This is a genomic window from Croceibacterium mercuriale, assembly GCF_000802385.1.
Taxonomy (GTDB): Bacteria; Pseudomonadota; Alphaproteobacteria; order Sphingomonadales; family Sphingomonadaceae; genus Croceibacterium; species Croceibacterium mercuriale.
Genome location: NZ_JTDN01000001.1, coordinates 1,291,772 through 1,315,417, shown reverse-complemented (window position 1 = coordinate 1,315,417; position 23,646 = coordinate 1,291,772). Strand labels below are relative to the sequence as shown.

Here is a 23,646-nt window from a genome sequence, read left to right as displayed (position 1 = left end):
GTCCTGCTCCTTGCGCGCCGACTTGGGCGGTGCGACGGTCATGGGGTGTAGCTGTTGCAGCCCCAATGCTTCCAGTTCTTGACGCGCGGACATTTGCTGACCTTGGTCAGCCACAGATCGAAGATCCGCGGTTCGCGCAGGCAGGCGAAGTAGCCCACCAGATGGATCAGCAACGCCACCGGCAAGGCCAGGAAGCTGCCCGTGATCAGGAACAGCTCCGTCGTGACGGCGGCGTTGATGATGAAGTAGTTGTAGGTCACGCCCGCGAACATCTGCGGCCGCGTCAGTGCGCGGTGCACGGGATGGCGGACGAGGTCCATGTCAGCCCACTGCCGCGGCGGACTGGATGCCGCTGACGATGCTGGCAGCGCCGAACAGGATAAAGCAGCCGATGATCACGGTCGCGCCGAAGCGCCAGTTCATGCGCCCGGTCAGCATCATGAAGCCGACCGCGGCCACCGCCATCACCGCCACCGCCGTGGCGACATTGCCCAGCAACGTGCCCTGCATCCACGACAGCGCGGCGACGATCGGGCCGGACCCCTGCGGATCGGCGGCCGTCTGGGCCTGCGCCGCGACGGGAACGAACAGCGCGAGCAGCGTGGCGAGCAGGCGGGAAGGGGTGCGGTAGATCAAGGCTCACTCCGGGAATGGTCGCTGAGACGGCTCATTATGGCAGATACGTAGCCTTGCGTCTCGCGGATGCGGGGGATGCCGCCGGCGCGCTCTACCCGGCCGGGCCCGGCATTGTAGGCGGCCAGCGCACGTTCGATGTCGCCACCGAAGCGGTCGATCTGTTCGCGCAGGTATCGGGCGCCACCTTCAAGGTTGGCGAACGGGTCGTCAGGATTCACGCCCAGGTAGCGCGCGGTGCCCGGCATCAACTGGGCCAGGCCGCGCGCGCCGACCGGCGAGCGGGCATCGGCGCGCCAGCGGCTTTCCTGCCAGACCAGCGCCTCGATCAATGCCGGGCTGAGATCGTAGCGGTCGGCAAGTTCGGCGACCTTGGCGGCGTAGAGTTGCGGCACGGTGCCGGCCTGTGCGGCGAGCATCGCCACCGCGTGATCGGGAACAATGGCAGCTTCCAGTGGTATCTCGGCGAGCGGCAGCGCCTCGCCGACCGCGAGGACCTGTTCGGGTACGCCGGTGAGCCACACGGCTTCGCCGTGTGCGCCGATCTCCAGCACATCGGCATGTGCGGGGATGCTGGCGGTCATCAGCATGGTTGCCGTGGCAAATAGTGCAGCGCGCAGAATCATTGGTGCTCCAGAAAGCGCGCCAATGCGTATGCCAGATGACAGCGGCGTGACACAACCGCCTGCGTGAGCATGCAAATCATCGGGGTAGAACCGGATGGCCCGTTGGCTATCCGGTCGCGTGATGTCACCGAAGCGCCAGCATCGGGCGGGTCGCAAGGTCGGCCTGCGCCAGCCGGGCGGCACGGCGCGAGTCCACCCAACGGCCATCCGCCAGTTCCAGATCGTACCGGGTGCTGCTGCCCTCCGCCGCTGCGAACGCTGCCTGTGCCTCGGCGGCCCGGCCGAGGCGCAGGTAGGTGCTGCCCAGATTGATCAGCAAGGCAGGGTCGCCCGGACGCGTCGTCAGTTCGGCCTGGATCACGTCAAGCGCCGCCACGGTCTGGCCGGTGGCGAGTTCCTCGTACGCGACGTCGCGCAGTTCGGTGACCCTGATGTCAGGGCCGGGGATGGAAGTGATCGGCTGGCCGACCATCACGGCGGCGGCAAGGAAGGGGATCAGGGACATGGGCTCTCTCCGATTATCGTTCTGACCGGGATGCTACGCCGCACGCATCTAAATGCAATCAAACTGTCATAGTGTCACAGAACTGTAATTTCCTCTGCAGCATGATGCGATGCTGCATTGCAAAGAAACTGTCACAGCATGGTCGTAGGCGCGGCTCAGCGACGCTGATCGCCCGATCTGATTCTCGCCTACACATGGGGGATGTGCTGTGACCTACCTGACCCGTTCGCTTGCAATTGGCTGCAGCCTGTTGGCGCTTTCTGCTTGCGGACCTGACGAAATCGCTTCCCCCGGGACCGGCGGCAACATCACGATCAACAACCCGGCCCCGACGCCTGCGCCGAGCCCGGCACCGACGCCGGCGCCGACTGCCCCTGCGCTGGTCCAGCCGGCATCCGGCTGCCCGACCATCGCGGACGCCGCGGGTCTGGCCGATGACGGCGTGATCACCGGGCCGACCGGCACCTATCGCGTCTGCACCATGCCCGCGCGCTTCACCCGTTCCGCCACGCTGCCCAACCTGCGTGGCGTGCTGTACCGCATGAACGGCCGCGTCGATGTCGGCACTGATGGCGGGCCGACCGCCAGCGCCGCCGATACCAATGTCGTCCTGACGATCGATCCGGGCGCTATCGTCTTTGCCAGCGGTGCGTCCTTCCTGAACGTCAACCGCGGCAATCGCATCAATGCGGTCGGCACGGCCCAGCGGCCGATCATCTTTACCAGCCGCGACAACGTGCTGGGCCTGAACAGCGACACCTCGTCCGGCCAGTGGGGCGGCGTGGTGCTGAGCGGCCGTGCGCAGGTCACCGACTGCGCGGCACCGGCCGCAACCCCCGGCACCGTGGCGTGCGAGCGTCAGGTGGAAGGCGCGGCGACGCCGGCCTTCTTCGGCGGCGTGACCAACAACGACAATTCGGGCCGGCTCAGCTACGTCCAGATCCGCTATTCCGGCTTCGTCCTGTCCGGCAACAGCGAACTGCAGTCGCTGACCACCGGCGGTACCGGCAGCGGCACGCAGATGGACCACATCATGAGCTTCAACAGCTCGGATGACGGCGTCGAGTTCTTCGGCGGCTACGTGAACATGAAGCACCTGATCGTGGTCGGTCCGGAAGATGATGCGCTGGATGTCGACACCGGTGTGAAGGCCAACCTGCAATATGTGATCGTGGCGCAGAACACGAACACGCATGACACGATCCTGGAAGGCGACTCGGACAATCTGCGTGACTCCACGCCGCGCACCAATGCCCGCATCGCCAATTTCACCTTCATCGCCGGTGCTCCGGCGGCGGACGGGCAGGCGATGCTCCGCCTGCGGGGCGGCGCGGACTTCGCGTTCGTGAACGGTCTGCTGGTCAGCCGCAACGACGAGTGCCTGCGCGTGCAGCATGCCGAGACCATCGCCGCCGCTAATGCCGGCACGGACGAGGCCGGCCCGCCGATCTTCCGGTCGGTGGCGTTCCAGTGCGGCGGCGCCTCGCCGTTCATCGGCACCAACGACGTGACGGCGGCGCAGGTGCAGGGCATCTTCACCAGCGGCCCGAACAACAATGCCAACTACACGTCCACGCTGACGAACCTGTTCGTCAATGGTGCGAACGAAAGCGCGCTGGTCGCATCGAACCCGCAGGCTCTGAGCAGCTTCTTCGACACCACCAACTATGTCGGCGCCGTCCGCGACGCCAGCGACACCTGGTATGCCGGCTGGACCTGCAACTCGGCGACGGCCAGCTTCGGTGCGAACAACAGCGGGGCCTGCACCAGCCTGCCCGTCTACCCGGCCACATAAGGCACGGCTGACATGGCGGGCACGGCGGGTCGCAGATGGCGGCCGGCCGTGCCCGCCAACGGCGCTATGGCGGGGCTGCGGCCCCGTAATTTTCTGAGATGCACAGACCATTGAGGGGGTCGGTACGATGACCACTGGCAAGCAGCTTGCAGGGCTGCTCCTGCTTTCCACCGGGCTCACCGTGCCGGGTGTCGTGTTCGCGCAAGGCACGACCGGCGATGCGGGGGCCGGCATTCCCGGCACCGCGTCCGTCGGCCAGGTGCCGCAGGACGCGGATAACGCCGACACCGCCGCACCAGGGCCGGACAGCACTGCACCGGACGGGGCCGCCGATGCGCAGGTCTCCATTCCCGGCGGCGAGATCATCGTGACCGGCCGTGTCAGCCGCGATCCGCAGCGCAACGCCACGCAGGTGCTGTCGGTCCTGTCGGCCGAACAGATTGCGCGGACGGGTGAGGGCGACATCGCCGGCGCGCTCGGCCGCGTCACCGGCCTGTCCGTGCAGGGCAATGGCCTGGTATTCGTGCGTGGCCTGGGCGACCGTTACTCCCTCGCGCTGCTCAACGGGCTGCCGCTGCCGAGCCCGGAACCGCTCAGCCGCGTGGTGCCGCTGGACATCTTCCCGACCAGCGTGGTCGCATCCTCGCTGGTGCAGAAGACCTATTCCGCCAACTTCCCGGGCGAGTTCGGTGGCGGCGTGATCAATCTCACCACTTCCGCCGTGCCCGACCGGACCTTCATCACCGTCGGCACCGGGATCAGCGGCGATACCGAGACGACCGGCCAGGTCGGCTATTCGTATTTTGGTGCGGACAGCGACTGGACCGGGTTCGATGATGGCACGCGTGACGTGCCGCCGGCCTTGCAGGCGTTCTTCGACGGTGGCCAGCAGCTGGAAAGCATCACCGACCGGGGCGCGGTGCGTGACATCATCAAGGATATCACGAACCCTCAGATGATGACCATTCAGCGGCTGGATCGGCTGCCGGTCAATTTCTCCGGCACCCTCACGGCCGGCACCGGCATCGATGTCGGCGATGGTCGCCTGGGCATCATCGCGACGGCCGGCATCAGCAATCGCTGGCGCAACCGACTGATCCAGAGCGACGCTTCCGGTAGCGGCGATCTGGTGCTGAACAGCACGTCGCTCAACTACACCACCGACAACCGCGTGCTGGTGAACGGCCTGCTGGGCCTGGGGCTGGAGATCGGCGATCACCGGTTCCGCTTCACCAACCTGTTCATCCGCGACACCCTGAAGCAGACGGTGCTGGGCTTCGGCACCAACTTCGACAGCGGCAACCGCGAGATCGACAACGACACGTCGTGGTTCGAACGCCAGCTGTTCGACTCCCAGTTCGTCGGCGAGATGGAGTTCGGGGACTTCGAGGTGGATGTCCGCGCAGGCTATGCGCAGACACAGCGCGAGGCGCCGTTCGAATACTCGATCCAGTACTTCATGAGCCAGGACGAGAACAACCTGTACGAAGGCCTGTGGCAGAACACGCTGGACGGGCAGCGCAGCAACGCCTCGGTGGTGTTCTCCGACCTGACGGAAAATGTCTACCACGGCGGGCTGGACCTGTCCTATCCGGTGCTGGACGGCATCACCGTCACGGGTGGTTACGCCTACACCAAGACGGACCGGGCGTCCTCCCGGCGCGAGTTCCGCATCCGCGCCAACGGTTCCTTCCCGGCGGCTTTCAGCCTGCTGCAGCCGGGTGGCCTGCTGAGCGATGACGTGATCGACTTCGGTGAGTCTGCCCAGAACACCGATCCCGCCATGCGCTACCAGCTGCTGCTGGACGAGACGACCAGCGCCGCCCCGGCCTTCAACGCCGAGCTGGAGGTCCATGCCGGCTACCTGATGGCACGCGGCAACCTGTTCGATGCGCTGACCTTCGACGTGGGTGTCCGGTACGAGGATGCGCGGCAGACGGTCGAGCCGGACCTCGGCGTGTACGCCAGCCCGCCGCCGGATATCGGCGCGTCCACTGCGCTGAACAACGACTACTTCCTGCCGGCGGCGACGCTGACCTACGAGATCGACGCCGGTCTGCAGGCCCGTCTCAGCGCCTCGAAGACGATTGCCCGTCCGCAGTTCCGCGAGCTGATCTTCCAGCCGTACCAGGATCCGGAGACCACCCGCACCTTCCGCGGCAACCCGCTGCTGACCGACAGCGAGCTGCTGAACCTGGAAGCCCGGCTGGAATACTACCCCGGTGGTGGGACGCGCGCGCTGCTGGCCGGTTTCTACAAGAAGATCGATCGGCCGATCGAAGCCTTCGCGACGTTCGAGGATGGCCGCGTCGTGACCAGCTTCGCCAACGCCCCTTCGGCCGAGCTGTATGGCGGCGAGGCGGAGTTCGAGTATCGTTACGACCTGGAGGCGCTGGGCAGCCTGTTCACCACCAAGCAGCTGCTGGTCGTCGCGAACTACACCTACACGCAATCGTCCATCAAGGTGCAGGAAGGCGATACCACCGCGGTGTTCGGCTTCGGTACCGACGATGCGACGCTGTTCTTCCGCCCCGACGTGCCGCTGACCGGCCAGTCGGATCACCTGGTCAATCTGCAGCTGGGGCTGGAAGATACGGAGCGGCTGCAGCAGCTGACCTTCCTGCTGTCCTACGGCAGCGAGCGCGTGGTCAGCCGCGGCTTCAGCGATCTGCCGGATATCATCGAGGAGCCCGGCGCGCGGTTCGACATCGTGTTCCGCCAGGGCATCGACCTGGGCGGCGTGGATGCCGAACTGAAGCTGGAGGCGCGCAACCTCTTCGGTCAGAGCCATCAGGAGTTCCAGGACAATGGAACCCGGCGGATCGAGATCAACACCTATGACATCGGCACCAGCTTCGGCGGGTCGCTGTCCTTCACCTTCTGATGTCAGGCATGCCGGGTGACCGGCATGCCGACTGTCCCGGCCGCGCCGCGCTCTGCATGAGCCGGGTGCGGCTGTTCGTCAGATCAGGTCGAGCACGTAGCCGCGGCCGTGGACGGTGCGCAGCAGGCTTTGCGCGCCGGCGACCTTCAGACCGAACCGCAGGCGCTTGATCCAGACATCGACGGTGCGCAGGTAATCGGGGTCCCCGGCCTTGCCCAGTGCGGTCACCAGTTCCTCCCGCGCGAGAACACGGTTCGGGTGTTCGACCATGAAGCGCAGGACGCGGAACTCGTTCGGTCGCAACGGGATCAGCCGGCCCTGCCAGGTGGCCTGCTGCCCGGCGACGTTGATCTGCAGGTCGCCCAGGCTGAGCTGCTGCTGCGGGATCGCCGCCGGCCCGGTCTGGAGCGCGAGCACCCGGTCCAGCATGGCCTGACGGCCCAGCGGTCCCACGGCGTAATCGTCCGCCCCCGCCGCCAGCGCGCGACGCCGGTCCTCCAGGCTGTCCTCTTCCAGCAGCATCGTGACATGCGCCGTCTGCAGGCGCGGATCGGCCCGCAATCGCCGGCACAGTTCCAGGCCGGACAGGTCGGGCAGCAGCCAGTCGACGAACAGCCATACCGTGCCGTCGATCAGCCCGGCCGGCGCGGTCGAGCCGAGCGCGTGGAAGCGGTAGGTCGTTTCCCCGTGCGCGAAGGGCGGATAGCCCGCGCTTGCGGTATCTGTGCTGAAGATGCTGACCTGTCTGCCCATGGGTGCCCCGTCGCTGGATCGTGGCTTCGTTGCAGCAGTGGTGTGACCGGTCTGTGACGCCACCCCTGCGGCGCTGCGGTTGACCCCGGGCCAAGCGTGTCTACACAATCATTATGTTCGAACATGCCACCCTGCCGCCGCCGCCCCGCCTGCCTGACCTGAGCCAGGAAGGGCCGTTCGCGCTGTTCCTGGATTTCGACGGCACGCTGGTCGACCTGGCGCCAACGCCCGACAGCATCAGCGTGGGCACGACTCTGGCCGACGATCTTGCCACGCTGAGCGAGCGCCTGGATCACCGCGTGGCGCTTGTCAGCGGGCGGGCGATCCCGGACCTGCAGCGGCATCTCGGCTCCTTGCGCGTGGCGCGTGCCGGATCGCACGGCATCGCGCGCGAACTGGCCGACGGATCGCTGCTGGGCGAAGTGCCGGCGCCCTTGCCGGACGATGCGACGCAGGCCTTGCGCGATTTCGCCGCCGCCGGTGGCTTCGCGCTGGAGCAGAAGCCCCATGGCGCCGCACTGCATTACCGCAGCGATCCTTCGCTTGAGCCGGCGGGCCTCGCCTTTGCGCAGGATCTGGCCGGCCGGCACCAGCTGGAGGTTAAGCGCGGCAAGAGCGTGATCGAGCTGGTGCGGCCCGGCGTCAGCAAGGAAGGGGCGGTGCGCGCCTTCATGCAGGTGGCGCCGTTCGCCGGGGCCATGCCGATCTTCGTTGGCGACGACGTCACCGACGAGGATGGCTTCCGCGCCGCGGATGAACTGGGCGGCTTCGGCATCCTGGTCGGCGATCGCACCCCGACCCGGGCCCGCTACCAGTTGCCCGATGCGGCCGCCGTGCACGACTGGCTCGGCCTGTGAGCGACAGCGGCGCGAACCTTGAATTATGGCCGGTCGGCAATTGCCAGGTGTCCGGCATGATCGACGAGCGGGCCGGCCTGGTATGGGGCTGCATTCCGCGCGTCGACGGCGACCCGGTGTTCTGCGCGCTGCTGCACGGCGACAGGCCGGACCAGGGCGTCTGGCGGTTCGAGCTGGAAGGGCAGGTGCGCGCCAGCCAGAGCTACGAGCGCAACACCCCCATCCTGGTCACCCGGCTGGAGGCGGCGGATGGCAGCGCGGTAGAGATCACCGACTTTTGCCCGCGGTTCGAACGGTCCGGGCGCATGTATCGCCCGGTCGCCTTCACCCGCATCGTGCGGCCGGTCGCGGGCGTGCCGCGGTTGAAGATCAAGCTGGCGCCGCTGCACAGCCACGGGTCGGCAGAACCACGCACCACCAATGGCAGCAATCATATCCGGTATCTGCTGGGTGACGAGGCCATGCGGCTGTCGACCGACGCGCCGATTGGCTATGTACTGGCGGGCAAGACGTACCGCGTGGAAAGCGACCAGCACTTCTTCCTGGGGCCTGACGAGCCGTTCGTCGGCAATCTGCGCGCCGAGTTGCGCAACATGGAAGAACTGACGCGCAAGTACTGGCGCCTGTGGGTGCGCGGGCTGGCCACCCCGCTCGAATGGCAGGACGAGGTCATCCGCTGTGCCATCACGCTGAAGCTGTGCCAGCACGAGGAGACCGGCGCGATCGTCGCCGCGCTGACCACCTCCATCCCGGAGGCACCGGGATCGCAGCGCAACTGGGACTACCGGTTCTGCTGGATCCGCGATTCCTACTACACGGTGCAAGCGCTTAACCGGCTGGGCGCGCTGGACGTGCTGGAGAAGTATCTCGGCTATCTGCGCAACATCGTGGACGATGCGCAGGGCGGGCGGATCCAGCCGCTGTATTCGGTGATGGGCGCGGCCGAGCTGACGGAGAGCATCGCGCCGGACCTGTCGGGCTATCGTGGGATGGGGCCGGTGCGGATCGGCAATGCCGCCTTCCGGCAGGTGCAGCACGATTGCTACGGCCAGATCGTGCTGCCCACGGTGCAGGCGTTCTTCGACCGGCGATTGCTGCGCATGGCGGACGAGCGCGACTTTGCCCGGCTGGAGCAGGTGGGCGAGATGGCGTGGCGGATGCATGACCAGCCCGATGCCGGCCTGTGGGAGTTCCGCACCCGGGAGGAGGTTCACACCTACTCCGCCGTGATGTGCTGGGCCGCCTGTGATCGCCTGCGCAATGTGGCGGAGCGGCTGGGCAAGCCGGATCGAGCCGGGTTCTGGCATGACCGGGCGGATGCCGTCCGTGCGCGGATCGACCGCGATGCCTGGGTTCCCGACACGGACGAGCGGGATGGTTTCTACAAGGCCAGCTTCGAGAGCGAGTACCTGGACGCCAGCCTGCTGCAGATGCTGGAGCTGCGCTTCCTGGAACCGGACGATCCGCGCTTCGCCAGCACGATCGACGCGGTGGAGCGCGACCTGCGCCGGGGCGAGCACATGCTGCGGTACCAGAAGGAGGACGATTTCGGCCCGCCCGAGACTGCCTTCAACATCTGTACCTTCTGGCTGATCGATGCGCTGGCGCGGATGGGTCGGCACCAGGAGGCGCGGGAGCTGTTCGTCGCCATGCTGGGTCATCGCACCAGGTCGGGGCTGCTGTCCGAAGATATGGACTTCGTGACCGGGGAGCTGTGGGGGAACTTCCCGCAGACCTATTCGCTGGTCGGAGTGATCAATTGTGCTGGTCTGTTATCAAAGAACTGGAACACTGTCCGTTGAGCCGTCTTGTCGTCATTTCGAACCGCGTCGCAGTCCCCAAGGCACGGGGGGCGGCCGGGGCGCAGGGCGGACTGGCCGGCGCGCTGAATTCTGCGCTTAAGCAGAACGGTGGCATCTGGTTCGGCTGGTCCGGCCAGGAGACGGACACCTTCACCGGCAACATCAACGTGCAGCGGTCGGAAGGCGTCACCACCGCCACGATCGATCTGGAGCAGGCGGATGTCGAGGAGTACTATAACGGCTACGCCAATTCGACGCTGTGGCCGCTGTTCCATTACCGCATCGACCTGACCGAATACGAACAGGAATTCGGCCGGGGCTACGAGCGGGTAAACGAGCGCTTCGCCCAGAGCGTGCTGCCGCTGATCGAGCCCGAAGACACGGTGTGGGTGCATGATTACCACCTGATGCCGCTGGGGGAGCGGCTGCGGTCGCGCGGGGTGAAGAACCGGATCGGTTTCTTCCTGCATATCCCCTGGCCGCCAACCCGCCTGTTCGTCTCCCTGCCGTTCCACCAGCGGCTGGTCCGGGCGATGCTGCATTATGACCTGATCGGTTTCCAGACCACGGAATGGCTGGAAAGCTTCCTGCATTATTGCGAGCGGGAGCTGGGCGCGACCGTCGACCACGAAGATTGCGTGGTGGAGCTGGACGGGCGGAAGACAGTGGCCAAGGCCTACCCCATCGGAGTCGACTACGACCACTTCGTCGCGCAAGGGCAGACCATCGCGGCCAAGACCGCCTACCGCCGCCTGTGCGACAGTTCCCGCACCCGGACAGCGATGATCGGCGTGGACCGGCTGGATTATTCCAAGGGCCTGCCGGAGCGGATGGACGGGATCGGCCGGTTCTTCGACACCTACCCTGACCGGGTGAAGGACCTGCTGTTCATCCAGATCGCGCCGCCGAGCCGGGAAGATATCGGATCCTACCAGAAGATCCGCACGATGCTTGAACAGAAGACCGGGCAGATCAACGGTGCGCGCAGCGATGTCGACCTGGTGCCCATCCGCTACGTCAACCGTGGTTACAGCATGGCGGAGCTGTTCGGGTTCTACCGCGCCGCCAAGATCGGGCTGGTGACGCCCCTGCGTGACGGCATGAACCTGGTGGCGAAGGAATATGTCGCCGCGCAGGATCCGGAAGATCCGGGTGTGCTGGTGCTGTCCCGCTTTGCCGGTGCGGCGTTGCAGATGGGCGAGGCGCTGCTGGTCAACCCGTACAGTCCCGACGATGTGGCGCACAATATCCGTCTGGCGCTCGACATGTCACTGGCGGAGCGCAAGGCCAGATGGGAACAGCTGATCGTCACCGTCCGCGATGACAATGTGCTGCGCTGGACCGACAATTTCATCACCGACCTGGAAGGGACGACTGAACCTGCCGTAGGCTGATCCTCGTCACTCTCCATCAGTCAGGACCTGCGCGAAGCTGACTGCATCGGTGTTGCCGCCTGACAGGATCAGGGCAGTGTGGCCGTCCAGCGGCACCCGGCCGGCCAGCGCCGCGGCCAGCGCGACGGCACCGCCGGGTTCCAGCACCAGTCGCAACTCCGCGAAGGCGAACCGCTGTGCGGTGCGCACCTCTTCCTCGCTGACCGTCACGGCACTCACCCGGCCATGCAGCACGGCAAAGTTGACCGGCCAGGTCGCCGGCGTTTGCAGCGCATCGCAGGCGGTCTGCGGCGCATCCGCAGCGACACGCTGGATCGTGCCAGTCGCAAGGCTGCGCCCGACATCGTCCCAGCCGGCCGGCTCCACCGCCACGATCTCCGCCGCCGGACAGGCCAGTGCCAATCCTGCCGCCAGACCGCCACCGCCGCTGGGCGTGATGATCCGGGTCGGTGCGCCGCCGGCCAGCGCCGCCATCTGCGCGTCGAGTTCCACGCCGGCGCTGCCCTGACCTTCGATCACCCAGGGATCGCCGAAGGCATGGACCAGCGTTGCGCCCCGCTTCGCCGCCAGTGCCTGCGAGATGGTGTCCCGATCCTGGGATGCGCGGTCATAGGTGACGACCTCGGCGCCAAGCTCCGCCACGCGGGCCAGCTTCACCCGTGGCGCATCGGCCGGCATGACGATCGCCGCCTGCATGCCCAGTCGCCGGGCCGCCCAGGCGACGCCCTGCGCATGGTTGCCGCTGGACACGCCCACGACGCCGCGCGCGCGTTCCTCCTCGCTCAGGTCGGACAGGCGATGCCACGCACCGCGGATCTTGAACACGCCGATCGGCTGAAGGCATTCCGCCTTGGCCCAGACCTGATGGCCATGGATGGTGACGGGCAGCAGCGGGGTGGGCGGCAGGATCGCCGCGATCTTGCGTGCCGCGCGCAGCACGCCGTCCCGTGTCGGAGTTCTGACCGGCGCGACACTCATCTTGCTCCTCCTGCGCTTTTCCCTAAACGGGCGCCATCAGCGCGCTGGCACCGGCAACCCGGCACAAGCGTTAGGCGCGTGAACATGCATTTTCGAGATGGGAGTTTCCATGTCCACTATCCTGGTGATCGGCGCGGGTGGGGTGAGTTCGGTCGCGGTCCACAAGATGGCGATGAACCCGGCCATCTTCGGCGACATCCATCTGGCCAGCCGCACGAAGTCCAAGTGTGATGCCATCGCTGCCAGCGTGCAGGAACGCACAGGGCAGAATGTCGCCACGTACGAGATCGATGCGGAAGAAGTGCCGGCGATGGTCAATCTGATCCGCCGCGTGCAGCCGAAGCTGGTCGTCAATCTGGCGCTCCCGTACCAGGACCTGCCGATCATGGATGCCTGCCTGGAAGCGGGCGTCGATTACCTGGACACGGCCAATTACGAGCCCAAGGATCAGGCCAAGTTCGAATATCACTGGCAGTGGGCCTATCACGACCGCTTCAAGGATGCCGCGATCATGGCGCTGCTGGGCAGCGGGTTCGACCCCGGCGTCACCAGCGTGTTCACCATGTGGCTGAAGAAGCACAAGCTGAAGACCATCCGCCGGCTGGACATCCTGGACTGCAACGGTGGCGACCACGGCCAGAGCTTCGCCACCAACTTCAATCCCGAAATCAACATCCGCGAAGTGACCGCGCCGGCCCGCCACTGGGAGAACGGCCAGTGGGTCGAGACGCCTGCGATGAGCGTGAAGCAGGGCTTCGATTTCGAGGGCGTGGGCCCCAGGAACATGTACCTGATGTACCATGAGGAGCTGGAAAGCCTCGCCAGGTTCGTGCCGGAGCTGGAGCGCGCGCGGTTCTGGATGACCTTCGGGGACGAGTACATCAAGCATCTGACGGTTCTGCAGAATGTCGGCATGACGCGGATCGATCCAGTCATGTACGAAGGGCGTCCGATCGTGCCGCTCCAGTTCCTGAAGGCCGTGCTGCCGGAGCCTTCCAGCCTGGGGTCCACGACCAAGGGCAAGACCAATATCGGCGTGATTGCCACCGGCGAGGCGCTGGACGGCTCCGGCGAGCAGACCTTCTACATCAAGAACATCTGTGACCATGAGGACGCCTTTGCCGAGACCGGCAACCAGGCGGTCAGCTACACCACCGGCGTGCCGGCGATGATCGGCAGCGCGATGGTGCTGACCGGCGCATGGCAGGGCGATGGCGTGTTCAACATCGAGGAGTTCGATCCCGATCCGTTCATGGACATGCTGAACAGCCAGGGCCTGCCCTGGACCGTGGAACAGCTGGCCGGCCCGGTGGAGTTCTGATGCTGCGCCACAGCCTCATCGTGGCGGGCCTCGCGGTCCTGGCCGCGTGCGCCCCCGTATCGCAGGAAGAGCCGACTCCGGTCGGCCCGAACTCCACCATGGCCGTCAGCGCGGCAGCGGCCTGCCGTGCGGGCGGCGGCCTGGTGCAGCGGCGCGGGCGCATGCAGGCGGAGCTGTGCGTGCAGCCCTTCGCCGATGCGGGAAAGACCTGCACCGATGGCGACCAGTGCGCGGGCGACTGCATCACCGAGGCAGCGCAACAGGGTGGCACACAGGTCAGCGGGCAGTGCCAGGCGGATGACCGGCCGTTCGGCTGCTTCGCCAAGGTGGAAGATGGCCGGGCGACCGGCGGGATCTGTATCGACTGATGGAAACCAGAGCCGGTGATCCGGGCGCCTTCGCCCAATTCGACCTGAGCCGGGTGGACAGCCCGGCATTCGTCATCGACGCGGCGAAGCTGCGCGCCAACCTGCAGATCCTGGCGGATGTGCGCGATGCTGCGGGCATCAAGGTGCTGGCGGCGCTGAAGGCGTTCTCCATGTGGTCGGTCGCGCCGATCATCGGCGAGTACCTGGACGGCGTATGCACCTCCGGTCTGTGGGAGGCGCGGCTGGCATCCGAGTTCTATGACGGCGAGATCGCGACCTATTGCGCGGCCTACAAGCCGGAGGACCTGCCCGAGATCTGCCGTCTGTCCGACCACGTGATCTTCAACTCACCGGCGCAGCTCGAACGCGCCAGTCTGATCCTGGATGATGCCCGGGTACGTGGCGGCAACTTCGACATCGGCCTGCGCGTGAACCCGCTGCATGCCGAAGGCGAGGTGCCCCGCTACGATCCGTGTGCGCCGCACAGCCGGCTGGGCTGGCCGATCGACCAGCTGACCGAAGAACACATGGCGATGGTGGATGGCATTCACCTGCATACCTTGTGCGAGCAGGATCTGGAGCCGCTGAAGCGGACCTGGGACAAGCTGTTCGATCATCTGGAGCCCTATTTCGGGCAGATCAAATGGCTGAACTTCGGCGGTGGGCATCACATCACCCGCGCCGATTACCAGCGCGACGAACTGGTAGAATTCCTGCGCGACGTGGCCGAGGATACCGGTGCCGAGATCTACCTGGAGCCGGGCGAGGCCGTGGCGCTGGATGCCGGCATTCTGGTGGGCACGGTGCTGGACACGCACTGGAACGCCATGCCGCTGGCGATCACGGACATTTCGGCGACCTGCCACATGCCCGACGTGATCGAGGCGCCGTATCGCCCGGCCATGCTGGGCGAGGACAGCGATGTGCAGGGCGAACCTGTCAGGCTGGGTGGTCCGTCCTGCCTGGCGGGGGACGTGATCGGCGACTATCGCCTGCCGGTGCCCGCTCAGCCCGGCGCGCGCTTCGCCTTCCTGGATCAGGCGCATTATTCGATGGTGAAGACCACCACCTTCAACGGCGTGCCGCTCCCCTCCATCTGGCTGTGGGACAGCGAGACGGATGCGCTCGAATGCATCAAGCGGTTCGAGTACGAGGATTTTCGCAACCGGCTGAGCTGAGGTCGACCTTACGCTCCGCCATCGATCGTGGCGGCGAGCAGGCCGATGACCACCTCGTTCGCGCGGGCACGGACAGTCAGGGATTGCAGCTGGCGCGCCGGATCGAGCTGCAGGCCGAGCACGGTGGCCGAGCCGCCCTCGATGCGTGACTCCGGTCCGGTACCCGCACCCGCTTCGCCGCCCTGCCGAACCCGCGCGGTGGCCAAGTCGACACGCAAGGGGCGCGGACCCGGGATACGGAACTGGTAATCGTCGGGCAGGTAGTCTCGCTCGATCGGCCACCAGGTGGTGGGATTGTGCAGCGCCAGTCGGGCGGTGGTGCCATCGGTGTAGGTGACGATCACCTCGCCATTGTCGATCCGGCTCTGCATGGCATTGGTGGTGCCGGCCATCAGCAGGCGCAGGAAGCGGCCGCTGCCGGACAGGGGCAGGGTGACCTCGTCCGGGTAATTATCCCACTTCGACACGAACAGCGCGTTCTTGCCGCTCGCCGGCATGGCGAACCGCCCGCCATCGGGCAGGGTGAACCAGCCGCCGCCGGCCTGCACCGCCTGCCGCAGCCCCGCATCGTCGATGGTGGCGGTGGCGTTGACGTGCCCGGCCCAGGCGCCGAGTCCCTGTGACGGCAGCGCCAGCGAGGCAAAGGGCGAGCGCGGGCTGACATACTTGCCTGACGCGAAGATCGCGGTAACCGCGTCGTTGAAGAAGGGGGCAAGATCCACTGTGCGTTGCGCACCGGTCGGAGCCGAGTCCGTCACGATCGGTGTGACCGGCTGTTCGGCGACAGGGCCGGTCGGCACCCACCAGCGCATGGCGCCCTGCTGCCGGGCTGCGAAGCGACTGCCGGCGCCGGTCGCTGGCGCGATCGCGTCGCCGGCCCAGCGCACCACCACCTCGGCCTCCGCGCCAAGGGGGGCGGCGATCAGGATCGCCGGGGCACCGACCGCGGTTTCATCCACCTGCCATTCTGCCGGCTGACCGGCGACGGTGACGGCGGCAACCTGATCCCGCCGGGCCGGCAGGCGCAGATGCAAGCGGGCGAAGCGATCGCCTGTCTGGCGCAGGGTCCAGCGGTCTTCCGCGCCATCGCGGCGGAAGCTGAGCGACAGGTCGGGATGGTGCAGCTCGGCATGGTCCCACGCGGCGGGCAGACCGGGCTGTACGGTCAGGCTGCGGGCCAGTGCATCGGGTCTTACACCGAACAGACCCTCCACCAGCGTGCGGGCCATGACGCCTGAGCCATCGGCGAAGTCGCGCTGCGCCTCCCGTCGGTAGACGTCGAGATAGTTCATGGAGCCGACATTGCCCGGGCTGATGCCCATGAACATGCTGGCGAGCAGGGCGCTACGCGCGAGCGTGTAGGCGTCCTCCGCCCGGCCGGCCTGCCACAGGCCGAGCGCGGTGTGCAGGTTTTCCCCCATCACCACATTGTTGACGGACCAGGTGTAGGGCATCCAGTTGCTGCTGGCATAGACGCCATGCTGCCGTTCACCGGGCACACCCGGCCCTTCGACCGGCAGCATGGGCATGGTGCTGGCGACGGCATCCGCCATCCGCCACGCTTCCTGCCGGTCCGGCACACCGGAATCCAGCACATGGTAGAAACTCCACAGACCGGCGGCCGGGTGCGTGGCCTGTTCGCCCAGGAAGTCGCGGTACTCGGCAAAGTGGCCGCGTTCCGGCAGCCACAGATGCGCGCGCATGGCCCGACCGATCGCCTCCGCCTCGGCCTCGAACGGCGTGGCATCCTCGCCTAGCGCGCGGGCGAGGCTGGCGGCCTGCCGATTGTGGAACAGGTTGTAGGCGGAGGCATAGGCGACGCCGCCGCCATTGTACCCGACATCGTCGCTGGCCCAGATCTGCGCATAGGCCTCGTACAGCGGCAGGCCGTCGGATCCGAACGGGCGGCGGAACAGCCGCTGCTCCCATGCGAGGTGACGCTGGATCGCCGGCCAAGCCTCGCGCGCGAAATCGAGGTCGCCGGTCCACGCGATATGCCGGAACAGCGCGTCCACGAACACGGCGTTCATGTCGTAATGCGCGTTCGCCAGGTCACCGTTGGAGTGCAGCGCACTTTCGTTGCGGGCAAGGTTGCTGTCGGTATCCGCCGGCGGGATCGTCGCGGGGATCGGATCGGTGTTCTGGCGTGGCAGCCAGGCGCGGAAATTGGCGCGGGCACGATCGTGCCAGCCGAGCGCGTCGAGCGCATAGGGTCCACGCCAGCCGACCAGCTTGGTGCGCCATGCGACCGCACCATGCATGATGGCGGCCTGCGGGCCGTCCCATACAGCATCGGCAGCGACGTTCAGGGAGGCGGCCGCGGCGTTCAGCCACGGGTCCGGGGTAACGATCCGCACCCGGCCGCGCAGTTCCGCAAAGTGCGCCCGGGCGTCGGCGAATACCTGCGGCAGCGCATCGCTGGGGTAGGGCGGCGCCAGCGGCGGCAAAGGCGGGGGCGCCCGGCGATCGGCACTGACCGCGGCATAGGTCGACAGATCGGTATTGGCGGCCGGCGCATAGGCGGTGCGCTGCAGCACCAGGAAGCCACCGTCGCCGTCCAGCTGCAGGCTGCCGGTCATCACCGGCCGCTCCGGAGCGACGTTGGTGGCCGGGCCGGCAAACAGATCCGCCGGACTGTTCCATGCTTCCCCGGGTGCGGTGCCGGTGACACCGCCGTTCCGCAACGTGCCGGTGATCATGCCGGGCTTGCCGCTCACGCTGAAACCGTCATCCAGCGGCTCCACGATGTTGTCCTGAGCGAAGGCCGGCTGGAACCCGAACCATTCGCTGATCGGCACCTTTTCCGTGCCGATGTCGCCATCGCGCGTACCCCGCTGGCCATTCACACCGCCAAACGCCCAGGCCAGCTGTGTATCGGGCGGGAGGCCGTCGCCCCCGGCATGGATCGCCAGACCTTCGGTGTCGGCCAGGGCGACCGCGACCAGCTCGATCGCGCCCGTCCCGAGGCGTCGATCAGTGATGCGGTAGGTCAGTTCACCCGGGCGATAATGGGTGGTGATGGCCTCGGCCTCGTGCAGCCACCAGTACGTGCCGTCCGCCAGCCGCACGGCGAAGCGCAGGTTTCCGCCGCGCCCCGGCAGATAGAGCACGAACTCCGGCCGGTCGCCGCCATCGACCCGGAAGGCCGTGTTGCCGCCGTAAAGCGGACGGTTGTAGCGCTCGGTCCCGTTCTCGATCCGGAAGGCGTCGCCATCGGGCGTGTAGCGGACCGGGCGGGCCAGCTCACCTTCACGGTTGGGCGCGACGCCGCCTGTGGCGACCAGCGTCTGCGCCAGCATCGGCTGGGTCAGGGCGGTCGTCAGCGCCAGCGCGCTTGCCAGCAAGATGAACGGGCGGGGCATATCCGCATTCCTCTGAAAAGAACGCCCGGCTTCCACGAATGGAAGCCGGGCGAGGGTCCTCTGGGGAGGAGGATTTAAAGATCGGCGATGATGCCGAAGTAGAAGGTGCGACCGACGAACACCTCGTCGAACATGTACGGAGTGTCTCCGCCGATCGTGCGGAACTCGTTAGGCGTATACTTGCCGATCGAGGTGTTCAGCAGGTTCTTGCCTTCCACGAACAGCTGCAGCTTGGGGAATAGCTGGTACGATGCGCGCGCATCGAGGTTCTCTGATCCTGTCTTGTAGACCGGCGGAACGGTCTTGAAGTAGCTGGTAGCCGTAGAGCCATCGAGGCCGGCGCTGGCGGGGATGCGGTTTTCCGCATCAGGGTCAGTGCGATCGTAGAACATCGCACGACGCTGGTAGGCGACACGGGCATTGAGCTTGCCATCATCGTACCACAGATTGACATTGTAGTAGTACTTCGACTGCGACCGCGGCGGCAGGGCAATGCCCGTGAACAGATCGACCTCGCTCGTCTCTTCATTCGACTCCGTATAGGAGTAGTTGAAGCCGCCACCCAGATACTGCAGCGGTCCAGGCAGGAAGGTGAAGGCGGTGCGACCGGCGATCTCGAACCCGCGCTGCTTCAGTCCGCCAGGGCCGTCACGGTAGGTGTCGACTGCATAGTTGTTTCCGGCAAGCACGTAGCCGTCGGTCGAGACGTTCTCCGGCCGGCCGGTCTTCACCGCAATCTGGTAGATCGCGCCGGTCAACTGCGTATCCGCGTTGGGGTACCATTCCAGCGACAGGTTCTGCGTGGTCGCGCCATAGCCGGCGAGTTCGGGGTTGCCGATCCGGCCGTTGCACCGATTGACGAAGGAGTCGAGGATGTTCCCTGCCTCCGCATCGTCATCCGTGTTCGGATCGTCATCCTGGATGGCGCCGGGGTTCTGCGCCAGGAACTGCTCCAGCTGCTCCCGCAATCCGGGGGCCACAATGCCGCAGTTGGAGACGGCAGCGCCGGTGAGCTGGGCAAGGCTGGGACGCGCGCGCTGCTTGGCGATGGAATAGCGCAGGCCCAGCACATCTTCCACCGGCCAGGCCGCCAGGTTGAAGCTGGGCAGCCAGTCCTCGCTGGTGCGCTGGATGGAGCCAACGTCGCGGCGGATCAGGACATTCGCGACATTGTAGGTCGGCAACCCGTTGTCACCAACGCCCGGTGTGGCGGTGCGATTGCTGAAGTCGATGACCGGCGCGGCATCCACCTTGATGCGCTGGTACCGGACGCCGGCATTGCCCTCTAACAACACGCCGAACGGCCGCACCGCGAAATCGGCCATGATGTAGGCCGACGAGGTGATCTCGTCCGTATGATAAGGCGGCCGCTCGTAGGTCTGGCCGTCGGACGCGATGCATTCGTACAGACAGTCGAGGTTCCAGCTGCTGAGATCAGCGTACTTGCCGAGTTCACGGGCGAATACCTGAGCGTCGAGCGCGCCCCAGTTGATCGTTCCATCGTCGCGACCAGCACCCGGCAGGGTGAGGAGCGATGCGTTCAGGATGTTCTGGTACTGCTCGACCGTGAGGGTGTGCAGCTTGTTGAGCCGGTCGGTCGTGGTGTTGACGTTGGCCGGCGTAATCGATGCTGGTGCGGAGCCGAACACGCAAGGGGCGGCAGCCGTGGTGCGCGTCGGATCGCAGGCGCGAACCTGGTCGATGCTGCGGGCACGCGACAGCACGGTTCCCGGCGTGATGATGTAGCCGGTTTCGTTATAGGTGTCGTTCTTGCGGGTGCGGTGCTGGACGCCCGCCTTGATACGAGTCAGCGGCCCGAAATCTTCGAAGAAGTGTTCGGCATCGAGCTGGTAGTTCCATTCGCTGTTGCGGTTCGCTTCAGGAATGACGTCGATCTGCGCATTGCCGCTGAACCCCGTCGTGCCGATGACCGGGTAGTAGGAGGCCGGGTTGGTCTGATCGACGCCCGGCGCTTCGATTGTCCACAAGCCGCTGTCCGGTTGCAGCGCGAAGCTGGCCGTATCCAACGGCGCAAAGGCGCGGACAGCGATATCCTGCCGCTGGAACTTGGAGAGGCTGTACTGAACACGCCCCTTGATCACCCATGGCCCAGAAATGAAGTCCAATCCGCCCTGGGTGTAGTACTGCTCGGCATCGCGGCGAATGTCGCGGTTCTCTGTCGTAAGCCGATTATTGTTGATGTAGCCCGGGACCGTGGCGGCAACGTTCGCCGGCCGGTTGACCATGTCAAACGACGTCACATAGTGGTTCTCGTTGACCACCACATTGCGGATGTTCGACGTGGCAAGCAGACCGTTCGTGCCGGTGGTGCCGACAGGGATGGCAACGCTGTAGTTGTAGTCCTGCGAATTTACCTTCCGGATGTTCGGATTGTACGAGACGAAGGCGACCAGATCGTCATTGATCTCCCAGTCTACCCGCGCCTGCAGTGAAAACCGTTCTTCGCCGCGGATCTGCCGGCCTGGCCGAACGTAGGACGGGACCAGATCCTCCCACTGGGCATAGCAGTTTAGGCGGCTGTTGATGCCGGTGGTGGTCAGCGCGGCGCAGCCCGCCTTGCTCGTGACCGCTGCCGCAGCTGGATCGAAGGGAGTCGTGAAGGTCTTTTCCGGCGAATTGTCGAGATCGCCCAGCGGGATATAGCCCTGCTGCGCGCGCGATACGCGCGAGTAATCAGTGCCGATCGACTGCTTTTCGTACGTGCCGTTGATGATCAGGCCGACGCGATCGTCGAAGAACTTCTGGGTGGCGATCGCGTTGATGCGCGGGTTGAAGTCCTCGCTCAGCGTCTGGTACGCGGCCTGGACGTTCAGGCGATACAGCGGGTCCTTGAAGTCCAGACCGGTCCGCTGCTCGATCTTGACCGTGCCGCCGACGCCGCCCGGTGTCATGTCGGCCGTCTGACCCTTGATGACGTCCACGCTCTTGATGAGGTCGGATGACAGCTCGCCGACTGTCGCTGCGCGACCGCCGGTGCCGCCGCCAGAGGGCAGCGTGGTCATGCCGTCCACCTCGATGCGGATCAGGTCGGCGGACTGGCCGCGAATGGTGAAACCACCCTGTTCGCCGGAATCGCCGACGTCCAGCGCAACACCGGCGATACGCGAAATGGCTTCGGCTGCGTTCTTGTCGGGGAACTGGCCGACATCGTCCGCCACGATCGAGTCCTGCGCGGTGCGGGCGGTACGCTTGCGGGCGATGGCGGACTGCTCCGCCTGGCGAACGCCGGTCACGAGGATCTCGTCACCTTCGGCGGCGGCGCGATCGACCGGCTGGTTGCCGTCCTGCGGTGCGGGGCCGGAGATGGTCTCGTTCGAAGGAACCGTGCTGTTGGCAATGCCGGGGCCGGCAACGGCCGAGGTCTGCGCGGTGGGCGTGCTGCCGCCCGTGGACGGAGGAGTGCGGCTGTCAGCCCGCGTGCCCTGCTGCTGCACCGCGTCCTGCGCGTGCACGGCCGTTCCGCCGCCTGCGATCGCCACGGCCAGCAACGAAATGGCTGACCGCGTCCGCGCCTTGCGCAGCATCGATCCACCTTGCGCCTGCATTGTGCCGCCACTCTTCAGGATACGCGTCCCTGCGCGCGCACCAAGCCCCTCGTGCATCATCCGCTCCTCATGATCCGGTCTGTTGCGCCGGCTGAGCAAAGATGTATGACAACCTTTCCTCTATGGCAACGGGGATTATTGGTAAAAGTGACTTTGCCAATGACGGCGGCTTTCAGCGCTGTGCCAAGCGATTAAGTCAATCATTTCTTGTATGACAAGACCAGGCTCACAGGATCGCCTGTGACCGGCAGGGAGAGGCACCATGCGAGCATCACACAAGCGGGCGCGGCGGTTCGGCACAGGCACCGCCGGCATTCTTCTGGCAATCGGCGCATCGTGCGGCGTCATTACGATCTCGCCGGGTGAAGCCAGGGTGATCGGCACCAACGTACCGGCGCCGCCGCTCGATGCGGAGCGGATCGGAACTCTGCCGGCTACCCAGCGGCAGGGCTGGCTGGACTATCTGCAGCGTTCCGCCACGCAGATGCGTGCAGACCGCGCGTCGCTGCAAGCCGAGCTGCCTGCGGGTGCGAGCCAGCCACCATCGCCTGCACCGCATGGCGCCGGGATCAAGTCGATGCCCATGGATCAGGATCCAGTTTGGTATGCCGGTGCCGACGCCAGGCGCATCGCCGACAACGTCGCAAGCTTCCAGACGCCTGCCGGGGGTTGGAGCAAGAACCTGGATCGGGCCGGTTCGCCGCGCCTGCCGGGGCAGCGCTATGGCAGCGATGGTGGCCCGGCCGTGCCTGATCCCACCAATTTCGACCAGCCGGATGATCGCCGCTGGATCTATGTCGGCACGATCGACAATGGCGCCACCACCGGTGAACTGCGCTACCTGGCGCGCGTCGCCGCAGCGGTGCCGGGGCAGGAAGGTGACGCCTACCGGGCCAGCTTCGTCAGCGGGATCCGCTATCTGCTGGCGGCGCAATACCCGAATGGCGGCTGGCCGCAGGTGTGGCCGCTGCAAGGCGGCTATCATGACGGGATCACCTTCAACGATAATGGCATGGCCGAGGTCATGATGCTGCTGCACGATGTGGCGACAGACCCGCGATTCGCCTTCGTGCCCGGAGACATGCGCAGCCAGGCTGGCGCAGCGGTGGAGCGCGGGACCGCCGTGATCCTGCAGGCTCAGGTCCGGGTCGACGGACAACGCACCGGCTGGCCGCAGCAGGTGGACCCTCTGACGCTGGAGCCGATTTCCGCCCGCAATTACGAGCCACGATCGATTGCGAGTGGAGAAACAACGGACATCCTGCTGTTCCTGATGCGCGAGCCGCGCCCGGCAGCCGAGGTGCGCACCGCGATCGAGGGCGGGATCGCCTGGCTGCGCAGCAAGGCCACGCACGATGTCGCCTTCACCAGGGTGGAGGGGGAAGGGCGCAAGCTGATCCCGCATCCGGGCGCCGGCCCGATCTGGTCCCGCAACTATGATGTGGTGAGCGGGCAGCCGATCTTCGGCGATCGTGACAAGAGCATCCATGATGACGTGAACGGCATCTCGGAAGGGCGCCGCAACGGCTATGCCTGGTGGGTGAATACGCCGCAGCGCGTGCTCGACGCCTATCCTGCCTGGCGAAGCCGCACCGAGACCTGACGCTGCCGGTTTGTCCGTGGC

The 23,646-nt window shown here is 66.3% G+C and carries 17 protein-coding genes; 9 read left to right on the top strand and 8 right to left on the bottom strand.

Going from position 1 to position 23,646, the window contains the following annotated elements; translation table 11 throughout:
* Positions 1 to 38: 38 nt before the first annotated feature.
* The 4 genes from PK98_RS06005 to PK98_RS05990 form a co-directional block, all read right to left on the bottom strand.
* Positions 39 to 320, bottom strand: coding sequence for a type IV secretion system protein VirB3 (locus PK98_RS06005; RefSeq protein WP_039095017.1), 282 nt, complete (start codon positions 318 to 320; stop codon positions 39 to 41).
* A 1-nt stretch (position 321) separates the two neighbouring features.
* Entirely contained in the window at positions 322 to 636 is a 315-nt protein-coding gene (locus tag PK98_RS06000; RefSeq protein WP_200884974.1) for a TrbC/VirB2 family protein, read from the bottom strand.
* A complete protein-coding gene (locus tag PK98_RS05995) occupies positions 633 to 1,223 on the bottom strand; it encodes a lytic transglycosylase domain-containing protein (RefSeq protein WP_407637602.1) in 591 nt (196 codons plus the stop codon). The genes PK98_RS06000 and PK98_RS05995 overlap by 4 nt, the downstream gene beginning before the upstream one ends.
* Positions 1,224 to 1,383: 160 nt before the next feature.
* Positions 1,384 to 1,764: a hypothetical protein gene (locus PK98_RS05990; protein WP_039095015.1), complete on the bottom strand. Its 381-nt coding sequence runs from the start codon at positions 1,762 to 1,764 to the stop codon at positions 1,384 to 1,386.
* A 250-nt stretch (positions 1,765 to 2,014) separates the two neighbouring features.
* On the opposite strand from PK98_RS05990, the gene PK98_RS05985 reads away from it, so the two are divergent.
* Positions 2,015 to 3,559 carry a hypothetical protein gene (locus PK98_RS05985; protein ID WP_235425409.1) on the top strand — a complete coding sequence of 515 codons (1,545 nt, stop codon included), beginning with the start codon at positions 2,015 to 2,017 and terminating at the stop codon, positions 3,557 to 3,559.
* Positions 3,560 to 3,686: 127 nt separating this feature from the next.
* Positions 3,687 to 6,443, top strand: coding sequence for a TonB-dependent receptor domain-containing protein (locus tag PK98_RS05980; RefSeq protein ID WP_039095011.1), 2,757 nt, complete (start codon positions 3,687 to 3,689; stop codon positions 6,441 to 6,443).
* 78 nt (positions 6,444 to 6,521) lie between these two features.
* On the opposite strand, the gene PK98_RS05975 is transcribed toward PK98_RS05980, so the two are convergent.
* Positions 6,522 to 7,196, bottom strand: a complete 675-nt coding sequence (locus tag PK98_RS05975) for a response regulator transcription factor (RefSeq protein WP_052208099.1) — start codon at positions 7,194 to 7,196, stop codon at positions 6,522 to 6,524.
* A 113-nt stretch (positions 7,197 to 7,309) separates the two neighbouring features.
* Here PK98_RS05975 and otsB point away from each other — a divergent pair, with 113 nt between their 5' ends.
* Genes otsB through PK98_RS05960 form a run of 3 tightly spaced genes read left to right on the top strand, consistent with a single transcriptional unit; the run spans position 7,310 to position 11,249 of the window.
* On the top strand, positions 7,310 to 8,053 hold the full coding sequence (gene otsB, locus PK98_RS05970) for a trehalose-phosphatase (RefSeq protein ID WP_039095009.1): 744 nt from the start codon (positions 7,310 to 7,312) through the stop codon (positions 8,051 to 8,053).
* The gene (locus tag PK98_RS05965) at positions 8,050 to 9,855 is read left to right on the top strand and encodes a glycoside hydrolase family 15 protein (RefSeq protein WP_039095007.1); all 1,806 of its coding nucleotides are present in this window, start codon (positions 8,050 to 8,052) and stop codon (positions 9,853 to 9,855) included. Before otsB ends, PK98_RS05965 begins: the two co-directional genes overlap by 4 nt.
* A complete protein-coding gene (locus PK98_RS05960) occupies positions 9,852 to 11,249 on the top strand; it encodes an alpha,alpha-trehalose-phosphate synthase (UDP-forming) (RefSeq protein WP_039095005.1) in 1,398 nt (465 codons plus the stop codon). The genes PK98_RS05965 and PK98_RS05960 overlap by 4 nt, the downstream gene beginning before the upstream one ends.
* A gap of 6 nt (positions 11,250 to 11,255) precedes the next feature.
* Here PK98_RS05960 and PK98_RS05955 read toward each other — a convergent pair whose 3' ends face one another.
* Positions 11,256 to 12,227, bottom strand: a complete 972-nt coding sequence (locus PK98_RS05955; protein WP_039095004.1) for a threonine ammonia-lyase — start codon at positions 12,225 to 12,227, stop codon at positions 11,256 to 11,258.
* A 109-nt stretch (positions 12,228 to 12,336) separates the two neighbouring features.
* Between PK98_RS05955 and PK98_RS05950 the strand changes: the two genes are divergently transcribed.
* Genes PK98_RS05950 through PK98_RS05940 form a run of 3 tightly spaced genes read left to right on the top strand, consistent with a single transcriptional unit; the run spans position 12,337 to position 15,094 of the window.
* Positions 12,337 to 13,548, top strand: coding sequence for a saccharopine dehydrogenase family protein (locus PK98_RS05950; protein WP_039095003.1), 1,212 nt, complete (start codon positions 12,337 to 12,339; stop codon positions 13,546 to 13,548).
* Complete coding sequence (locus tag PK98_RS05945; RefSeq protein ID WP_039095001.1) at positions 13,548 to 13,916, top strand: hypothetical protein; 369 nt, start codon at positions 13,548 to 13,550, stop codon at positions 13,914 to 13,916. Before PK98_RS05950 ends, PK98_RS05945 begins: the two co-directional genes overlap by 1 nt.
* On the top strand, positions 13,916 to 15,094 hold the full coding sequence (locus PK98_RS05940) for a carboxynorspermidine decarboxylase (RefSeq protein WP_039094999.1): 1,179 nt from the start codon (positions 13,916 to 13,918) through the stop codon (positions 15,092 to 15,094). The genes PK98_RS05945 and PK98_RS05940 overlap by 1 nt, the downstream gene beginning before the upstream one ends.
* 8 nt (positions 15,095 to 15,102) lie before the next feature.
* Here PK98_RS05940 and PK98_RS17260 read toward each other — a convergent pair whose 3' ends face one another.
* Together PK98_RS17260 and PK98_RS05930 are read right to left on the bottom strand one after the other, a co-directional pair.
* Entirely contained in the window at positions 15,103 to 18,456 is a 3,354-nt protein-coding gene (locus tag PK98_RS17260) for a DUF4450 domain-containing protein (RefSeq protein WP_039094996.1), read from the bottom strand.
* Positions 18,457 to 18,530: 74 nt separating this feature from the next.
* Entirely contained in the window at positions 18,531 to 22,079 is a 3,549-nt protein-coding gene (locus PK98_RS05930; protein WP_161792408.1) for a TonB-dependent receptor, read from the bottom strand.
* A gap of 205 nt (positions 22,080 to 22,284) precedes the next feature.
* Between PK98_RS05930 and pelA the strand changes: the two genes are divergently transcribed.
* Positions 22,285 to 23,625, top strand: a complete 1,341-nt coding sequence (pelA, locus tag PK98_RS05925) for a pectate lyase (protein ID WP_052208095.1) — start codon at positions 22,285 to 22,287, stop codon at positions 23,623 to 23,625.
* The last annotated feature ends 21 nt before the right edge of the window (positions 23,626 to 23,646 follow it).

Excerpts from the sequence above, each read along its gene's own strand:
- PK98_RS06005 (WP_039095017.1), bottom strand. The coding sequence starts at position 320 with ATGGACCTCGTCCGCCATCCCGTGCACCGCGCACTGACGCGGCCGCAG.
- PK98_RS05995 (WP_407637602.1), bottom strand. The coding sequence starts at position 1,223 with ATGCTGATGACCGCCAGCATCCCCGCACATGCCGATGTGCTGGAGATC.
- PK98_RS05990 (WP_039095015.1), bottom strand. The coding sequence starts at position 1,764 with ATGTCCCTGATCCCCTTCCTTGCCGCCGCCGTGATGGTCGGCCAGCCG.
- PK98_RS05980 (WP_039095011.1), top strand. The coding sequence starts at position 3,687 with ATGACCACTGGCAAGCAGCTTGCAGGGCTGCTCCTGCTTTCCACCGGG.
- PK98_RS05975 (WP_052208099.1), bottom strand. The coding sequence starts at position 7,196 with ATGGGCAGACAGGTCAGCATCTTCAGCACAGATACCGCAAGCGCGGGC.
- otsB (WP_039095009.1), top strand. The coding sequence starts at position 7,310 with ATGTTCGAACATGCCACCCTGCCGCCGCCGCCCCGCCTGCCTGACCTG.
- PK98_RS05955 (WP_039095004.1), bottom strand. The coding sequence starts at position 12,227 with ATGAGTGTCGCGCCGGTCAGAACTCCGACACGGGACGGCGTGCTGCGC.
- PK98_RS05950 (WP_039095003.1), top strand. The coding sequence starts at position 12,337 with ATGTCCACTATCCTGGTGATCGGCGCGGGTGGGGTGAGTTCGGTCGCG.
- PK98_RS05945 (WP_039095001.1), top strand. The coding sequence starts at position 13,548 with ATGCTGCGCCACAGCCTCATCGTGGCGGGCCTCGCGGTCCTGGCCGCG.
- PK98_RS05940 (WP_039094999.1), top strand. The coding sequence starts at position 13,916 with ATGGAAACCAGAGCCGGTGATCCGGGCGCCTTCGCCCAATTCGACCTG.
- PK98_RS17260 (WP_039094996.1), bottom strand. The coding sequence starts at position 18,456 with ATGCCCCGCCCGTTCATCTTGCTGGCAAGCGCGCTGGCGCTGACGACC.
- PK98_RS05930 (WP_161792408.1), bottom strand. The coding sequence starts at position 22,079 with ATGCACGAGGGGCTTGGTGCGCGCGCAGGGACGCGTATCCTGAAGAGT.
- pelA (WP_052208095.1), top strand. The coding sequence starts at position 22,285 with ATGCGAGCATCACACAAGCGGGCGCGGCGGTTCGGCACAGGCACCGCC.